Raw genomic sequence first — 6,630 nt, forward strand, 5'->3', positions numbered from 1 at the left:
AATGACCGCAGCAGTAGCCCAAGAGAACGCGAGCGGAGCGGACACACAGTCCGGCCGTGTCGTTCGGGTCATCGGCCCCGTTGTGGACGTCGAGTTCCCGCGCGGCTCGATTCCCGCACTGTTCAACGCCCTCAACGCAGAGATCACTCTGCCGACCGTGGCCAAGACCCTGACGCTCGAGGTCGCACAGCACCTCGGCGACAACTTGGTTCGCACCATCTCGATGCAGCCCACCGACGGACTCGTCCGCGGCACTGCAGTCGTCGACTCGGGCAAGCCGATCTCGGTTCCCGTCGGTGACGTCGTCAAGGGCCACGTGTTCAACGCCCTCGGTGACTGCCTGGACACCCCCGGACTCGGCCGCGACGGCGAGCAGTGGGGCATCCACCGCAAGCCACCAGCCTTCGATCAGCTCGAGGGCAAGACCGAGATCCTCGAGACCGGCATCAAGGTCATCGACCTTCTGACCCCGTACGTCAAGGGCGGAAAGATCGGACTGTTCGGTGGTGCCGGTGTCGGCAAGACCGTTCTGATCCAGGAAATGATCACTCGTATCGCACGCGAGTTCTCGGGCACCTCGGTGTTCGCAGGAGTCGGCGAGCGTACCCGTGAGGGCACCGACCTTCACCTCGAGATGGAAGAGATGGGCGTCCTCCAGGACACCGCCCTCGTCTTCGGCCAGATGGACGAGCCGCCCGGCACGCGTATGCGCGTGGCGTTGTCGGCACTGACCATGGCGGAGTACTTCCGCGATGTTCAGGGACAGGACGTTCTTCTGTTCATCGACAACATCTTCCGCTTCACGCAGGCAGGTTCGGAGGTGTCGACCCTTCTCGGTCGTATGCCGTCGGCCGTCGGTTACCAGCCCACGCTGGCGGACGAGATGGGTGAGCTCCAGGAGCGCATCACCTCGACCCGTGGACGCTCGATCACCTCGCTGCAGGCGATCTACGTTCCCGCCGACGACTACACCGACCCGGCCCCGGCCACGACGTTCGCGCACCTCGATGCGACGACCGAGCTCTCGCGTCCGATTTCGCAGATGGGTATCTACCCCGCTGTGGACCCGCTGAGCTCGACCTCGCGAATCCTCGAGCCCGGCATCGTCGGTGCGGAGCACTTCCGCGTCGCCAACGAGGTCAAGCGAATCCTGCAGAAGTACAAGGAGCTGCAGGACATCATCGCCATCCTCGGTATGGACGAGCTCCAAGAAGAGGACAAGGTTCTGGTCGGCCGCGCACGCCGCCTCCAGAAGTTCCTCGGCCAGAACTTCATCGTTGCCGAGAAGTTCACCGGCGAGGCCGGTTCGGTCGTGTCGCTCTCCGACACCATCGAGGCATTCGACAAGGTCACCAAGGGTGAGTACGACCACCTTCCCGAGCAGGCCTTCAACAGCTGTGGCGGTCTCGACGATGTCGAGGCAGCCGCGAAGAAGATGGCCGGAAAGTAGACCGACGTGACTTCTTCCGAGAAGAGCGGCATGGAGGTCTCCCTGGTCGCTGTGGAGCAAAAGCTGTGGTCCGGTACCGCGACCATCGTCAGCGCTCAGACCACCGAAGGTGAGATCGGCATCATGCTGGGCCACGAGCCTGTCCTCGGGCAGTTGATCGAGGGTGGCACGGTGTCGATCACCACCACGGACGGCGAGAAGCTCATCGCAGCCGTCCACGGTGGGTTCCTGTCGGTGACCGGCAAGACGGTCACCGTGCTGGCAGAATCGGCCGATTTCGCCGACGACATCGATGTCGAGGCGGCACGGGCTGTAGTGGCAGAGAACGGCGACGACCTCGAGGCCATTGCTGTGGCCAAGGGTCGTGTCCGCGCTGTCGAGCGGTCCTAGGTTCACGAGAAGCCGCGACGAGACCTGCGATGCACTACGGATTGATTGTTCTGATCATTCTGGTTGTGCTGCTCGCAGGGCTCGTCGCGGCTTTTGCGTACCGTCTGATGGTTCTACGGCGCGGGGGAACCGCCGCGATCATGCGGGTATTGCCGACGGACGGTGGGGCCGGTTGGCGTCACGGCATCATTCGGTACGGCGACAACACTCTCGTTTTCTTCAAGCTGTCGAGTCTTCGTCCCGGCCCCGATCATCGGCTGGGTAGACAAGACATTCACGTGGGTGATCGACGAGCCCCACGGGACACCGAGTTCGACATCATGACACCGGACATCGCCGTGTTGGAACTGTCCGACCACGGTAAGTATTTCGAGATCGCCCTGGACAGAAGTGCGTTGACCGCTTTCCTGTCCTGGGTCGAATCTCGTCCCTCCGGTCGGTCGCGTCGCCGCCGACCGGCTGCCTGATCAGCTGTTGTCGGTAGTCGGATCGTTCGAAGTGCGGCTCGACCCGGGAATCCACTGGACGTCGCCCTCGGGGTTGGCGTAGCGGCTGAGAATGAACAGTAGATCCGAGAGTCGGTTGAGGTATTTCGCCGGCAATGCACTCGTGGTCTCCGGGCTCGCGTGCACCGCAGCCCATGCCGACCGCTCTGCCCGTCGGGCCACCGTTCGCGACACGTGTAGCAACGCTCCCAGCGGCGTTCCGCCCGGCAGAATGAACGACGTCAGTGCGGGGAGATCCTCGTTGAACTCGTCGCACCAGCCTTCGAGGCGGTCGACGTAGCTCTGATCGATGCGCAGAGGCGGGTACTGCGGATTCTCGACGACCGGAGTTGACAGATCGGCCCCCGCGTCGAACAGATCGCTCTGGATGGTGCGGATCACCGAATGCACCGATTCGGGCGGATTGCCCAGTGCGAGAACCACACCGAGGCTCGCGTTGGTCTCGTCGCAGTCCGCGTAGGCAACGAGTCGTTCGTCGTTCTTGGACACCCTCGAGAAATCGCTCAGCCCGGTGGTCCCGTCGTCGCCGGTTCTCGTATAGATGCGGGTGAGGTGGACGGCCATGCGCGCTACGGTACCGCGCGGGTGTCGGCCGGTCCCGCTGGCTACGCTGTCGACGTGAGTGAACGCTTTTTGGTCAACGGTGGAAATCGCCTCGTCGGTGAGGTGGCGGTCGGTGGTGCGAAGAACAGCGTCCTCAAATTGATGGCTGCAGCGCTGCTGGCAGAGGGCACCAGCACGATCACCAACTGCCCCGACATCCTGGACGTGCCACTGATGGCAGAAGTGCTGCGTGGGCTCGGCTGTGAGGTCGAGTTGGAGGGATCGGTCGTTCACATCACCACTCCGGCCATGCCGAAGTATCACGCCGATTTCGCGGCAGTTCGCCAGTTCCGAGCTTCGGTGTGCGTGTTGGGGCCGCTGGTTGCGCGGTGCAAGAGAGCTGTCGTCGCACTGCCGGGTGGTGACGCGATCGGGTCGCGTCCCCTCGACATGCACCAGTCCGGTCTCCAGTTGCTCGGGGCCCGCAGCGAGATCCAACACGGGTGCGTCGTTGCGGAAGCAGACGAATTGCGCGGCGCGAACATCAGACTGGCGTTTCCGTCCGTCGGTGCCACCGAGAACATCTTGATGGCCGCAGTCCTCGCCACCGGGGAGACGGTGATCGACAACGCCGCGCGTGAGCCGGACATCGTCGACGTGTGCAACATGCTCAACGAGATGGGCGCCGATGTCCGAGGTGCAGGCACGTCGACCTTGACCATTCGAGGCGTGAGCGCGCTGAAGCCGACGACCCATCGAGTGATCGGCGATCGCATCGTCGCGGCGACGTGGGGAATCGCCGCTGCCATGACTCGTGGGGATGTGCGAGTGCGTGGTGTGAACCCCAAGCACCTGTCGTTGGTGTTGGACAAGTTGAGGTCCGCCGGCGCCGAGGTCACCAGCGAACCCGACGGCTTCCGCGTCGTGCAGCACGAGCGACCGCGCGCGGTCAATTTCGCGACGCTTCCTTATCCAGGGTTTCCGACCGACCTGCAGCCGATGGCCATCGGACTCGCGACCGTCGCCGACGGCACGTCGATGATCACCGAAAATGTCTTCGAGGCTCGATTCCGGTTCGTCGAGGAGATGATCAGGCTCGGGGCCGACGCGCGTACCGATGGCCACCACGCCGTGGTTCGCGGTGTCCCGCAGCTGTCCAGTGCGCCGGTGTGGTCCTCCGATATCCGGGCCGGGGCCGGATTGGTTCTCGCGGGACTGGTGGCCGACGGTACGACAGAGGTGCACGACGTGTTCCACATCGATCGCGGCTATCCGCGATTCGTCGAGAACCTGACTGCATTGGGTGGCAGCATCGAGCGGGTCAGCTGAGAAGCACGGCTTCCAGCGCCTCGGCCAATATGCTTATCGCATAGTCCAATTCGTCGTCGGAGACGGAACCGTATCCGACGACAATTCCACCCCGGGCTGTGTGCGAGCGGGTCGAGCGTTCGAGTGTCGGTACGTCCACACCCTTCGCGGCACATGACGTAGCGACGTCGCGCGCCGACGCGGTATCGAGTATCAACACCGTGTGGAGGCCGGCTCCGACTCCGCGGAGCTCGCCGAACCTGGAGAGCGCGGCGGCGACCAGGCGGTCGCGGGTCCGATAGAGCCGGCGCGCCGTTCGGACGGCTCTGTCCCATTCGCCGTCGCGCAACATGGACGTCATCGCATGCTGGACGGGAACCGATGGGTGATCGCCGATCGCGCGGCGCGTTGCCGAGATACGGTCGACCATCGACCGAGGCGCCACCATCCAGCCGAGGCGGATCCCGGCACCGAGGGTCTTGGATACGGTGCCGAGGTACACGGTCCGGTCGGGTGCCAGCTCGGCTACAGTGGGCAAAGGCGCTACGCCGTAACGGAATTCGGAGTCGTAGTCATCCTCGATGATCATGGAATCGTTGCTGCGTGCCCAGTCCGCCAAGGCGCGTCGACGTCCGATCGGCATGAATGCGCCGGTCGGATATTGATGCGACGGCGTGACGTAGACGGCTGGTGTCCGTGGGGGAGTCGAGTCGAGTTGTTCGACGATCAGGCCATCGCGGTCGACGGGGACGTCGTGCAAGGACCACCCGCGATGCGTCGCGAGCGCAGCGGCGGATTTGTAGCCTGGATTCTCCAGTGCCAGAACGTGTTCGACCGATTCGGCGACGGAAAGCGCACCGAGGGCAAGATCGAGACCGTGAACGCTGCCCGTCGTGATCACGATCGACGCCGGTGTGGTGTGCAGCCCGCGTGCGCGGCGGAGTAGCTCAGCGACGCGAGTCCTCAGTTCGAGCGTGCCGGCGGAATCGGGATAGTCGCCGGGAGGTGGTGTGCCGCCGACGTCGCGCCACGCGCGCTTCCAGGCATCGGATGCCGAGGGCGGAGTCCATGGGATTCCCGGGCGGAGCGATATCCGCGGGGGTGTTCGTGGTGTGGTGTGTGCGCTCGACGCCATCGCAACCGATCGAGGTGGATGGGGGATGTGTCGGACATAGTTGCCCGAACCGCGTCGGGCATCGAGCCAACCTTCTGCGACAAGCTGTTCGTAGGCCTTCTCCACGACCGCACGCGCAATGCCCAGATCGACGGAAAGGGCTCGGGTACTGGGTAATCGAGAATCGGGCTTCAGCTCGCCGGCGTCGATTGCGGATCGGATGCGATCGGCCAGTTGGACGGGCAGCGTCCGAGCGTCGGCGCGATCGATGGTGATCGACAGAGTGATCGGGAGCATGGACCAGCGGTCTCCTTCGTCATCTACGTCGAAGTGGCCTGAACAAAATCGACTGGATTGGATCATGACACAAGGCCACTCGTACCGGATCCTGAAACCATGACAGTCCACGACGTGCCTCTTTCCCCGACGCCGCGAACCGTAGTGAAGCGGGGTAGGCCTCGTGCCGGCCTCGAACGGGCATTGCTGCTGGACGTACTGCGCGCCGCCCGTATCTGTCATATGGGCGTGATCGTGGCCGGAGTTCCGCGCGTCGTGCCGACGGTGTTCGGCGTGGATCCGGCCGGCCCGGACAGGGAAGGCACGCTGTACCTGCACGGATCCGTGGCATCACGCAGCATGATCGATGCTCCGGAGCAGGACATCTGCGTCACCATGACCGTCGTCGACGGTCTCGTCCTTGCGCGATCGGCATTCCATCATTCGATGAACTATCGAAGTGCCGTTGTCGTCGGACGGCCTCGTCGAGTGGTGGACGCCGACGAGCGGATTCGAGCATTGGACACGATCGTCGACCAGGTGATCCCCGAAAGAAGCGCACATCTGCGCTCGCATACGCGGAAGGAGCTGGCTGCCACCGCGGTGCTGGCGCTTCCGATGTACGAGGCATCGGTGAAATCGCGGTCAGGTGGTCCGGTCGACGACGACCTCGACATCGAACGGGGCGACGTGTGGGCCGGCGTTGTTCCGGTGTGGGAGGCCCTCGGCGTCGCAGAAGCTGCCGCGGACCTCGCGGCGGACATCCCGGTTCCGAAGCATGTGGACGATGTGCGCCGGAACGCGATGCGGGGGTGAACGCTGTTGCAGCAGTGGCAGTTCGGGCTGTGGTTGGCATCACAAGCGCAACCTGCAGCGTGTTGCAGTCGCGGTGACCTGACGCGTCGCCGTCCAGCTGCGCGAATGTCACGAGAGCATCGGGCGACCTGCCGATTTGCGTTGGTGTGGTTGGTGGCGTAACTTTTGTCGAGTCAGAGCGACGGACACCGACCCGGTCTTCACGGACTGGGTGAACGAGGTTGGAC

General features: G+C 64.0%; 7 protein-coding genes. 5 read left to right on the plus strand and 2 right to left on the minus strand.

From position 1 onward, the window contains the following. Nucleotide 1 precedes the first annotated feature (1 nt). Genes atpD through ABZ677_RS22160 form a run of 3 tightly spaced genes read left to right on the plus strand, consistent with a single transcriptional unit; the run spans nucleotide 2 to nucleotide 2,307 of the window. Nucleotides 2-1,450: a F0F1 ATP synthase subunit beta gene (gene atpD, locus ABZ677_RS22150; protein WP_027497899.1), complete on the plus strand. Its 1,449-nt coding sequence runs from the start codon at nucleotides 2-4 to the stop codon at nucleotides 1,448-1,450. A 30-nt stretch (nucleotides 1,451-1,480) separates the two neighbouring features. Next, entirely contained in the window at nucleotides 1,481-1,840 is a 360-nt protein-coding gene (locus ABZ677_RS22155; protein WP_037193376.1) for a F0F1 ATP synthase subunit epsilon, read from the plus strand. Between the two features lie 29 nt (nucleotides 1,841-1,869). After that, a complete protein-coding gene (locus tag ABZ677_RS22160) occupies nucleotides 1,870-2,307 on the plus strand; it encodes a DUF2550 domain-containing protein (protein WP_037193375.1) in 438 nt (145 codons plus the stop codon). On the opposite strand, the gene ABZ677_RS22165 is transcribed toward ABZ677_RS22160, so the two are convergent. Next, nucleotides 2,308-2,910 (minus strand): cob(I)yrinic acid a,c-diamide adenosyltransferase, encoded by a 603-nt coding sequence (locus tag ABZ677_RS22165; protein WP_358373278.1) that lies wholly within the window; start codon nucleotides 2,908-2,910, stop codon nucleotides 2,308-2,310. It abuts the gene before it with no gap. Nucleotides 2,911-2,964: 54 nt separating this feature from the next. Between ABZ677_RS22165 and murA the strand changes: the two genes are divergently transcribed. Continuing rightward, nucleotides 2,965-4,218 carry a UDP-N-acetylglucosamine 1-carboxyvinyltransferase gene (murA, locus tag ABZ677_RS22170; protein ID WP_037193701.1) on the plus strand — a complete coding sequence of 418 codons (1,254 nt, stop codon included), beginning with the start codon at nucleotides 2,965-2,967 and terminating at the stop codon, nucleotides 4,216-4,218. Here murA and ABZ677_RS22175 read toward each other — a convergent pair. Next, nucleotides 4,211-5,608 (minus strand): PLP-dependent aminotransferase family protein, encoded by a 1,398-nt coding sequence (locus ABZ677_RS22175; RefSeq protein ID WP_358373282.1) that lies wholly within the window; start codon nucleotides 5,606-5,608, stop codon nucleotides 4,211-4,213. The genes murA and ABZ677_RS22175 overlap by 8 nt on opposite strands. A gap of 99 nt (nucleotides 5,609-5,707) precedes the next feature. Here ABZ677_RS22175 and ABZ677_RS22180 point away from each other — a divergent pair, with 99 nt between their 5' ends. Further along, complete coding sequence (locus tag ABZ677_RS22180; RefSeq protein ID WP_358373285.1) at nucleotides 5,708-6,403, plus strand: pyridoxamine 5'-phosphate oxidase family protein; 696 nt, start codon at nucleotides 5,708-5,710, stop codon at nucleotides 6,401-6,403. Nucleotides 6,404-6,630: the final 227 nt, after the last annotated feature.

Source organism: Rhodococcus sp. NPDC006774 (assembly GCF_040636045.1).
Lineage (GTDB): Bacteria > Actinomycetota > Actinomycetes > Mycobacteriales > Mycobacteriaceae > Rhodococcoides.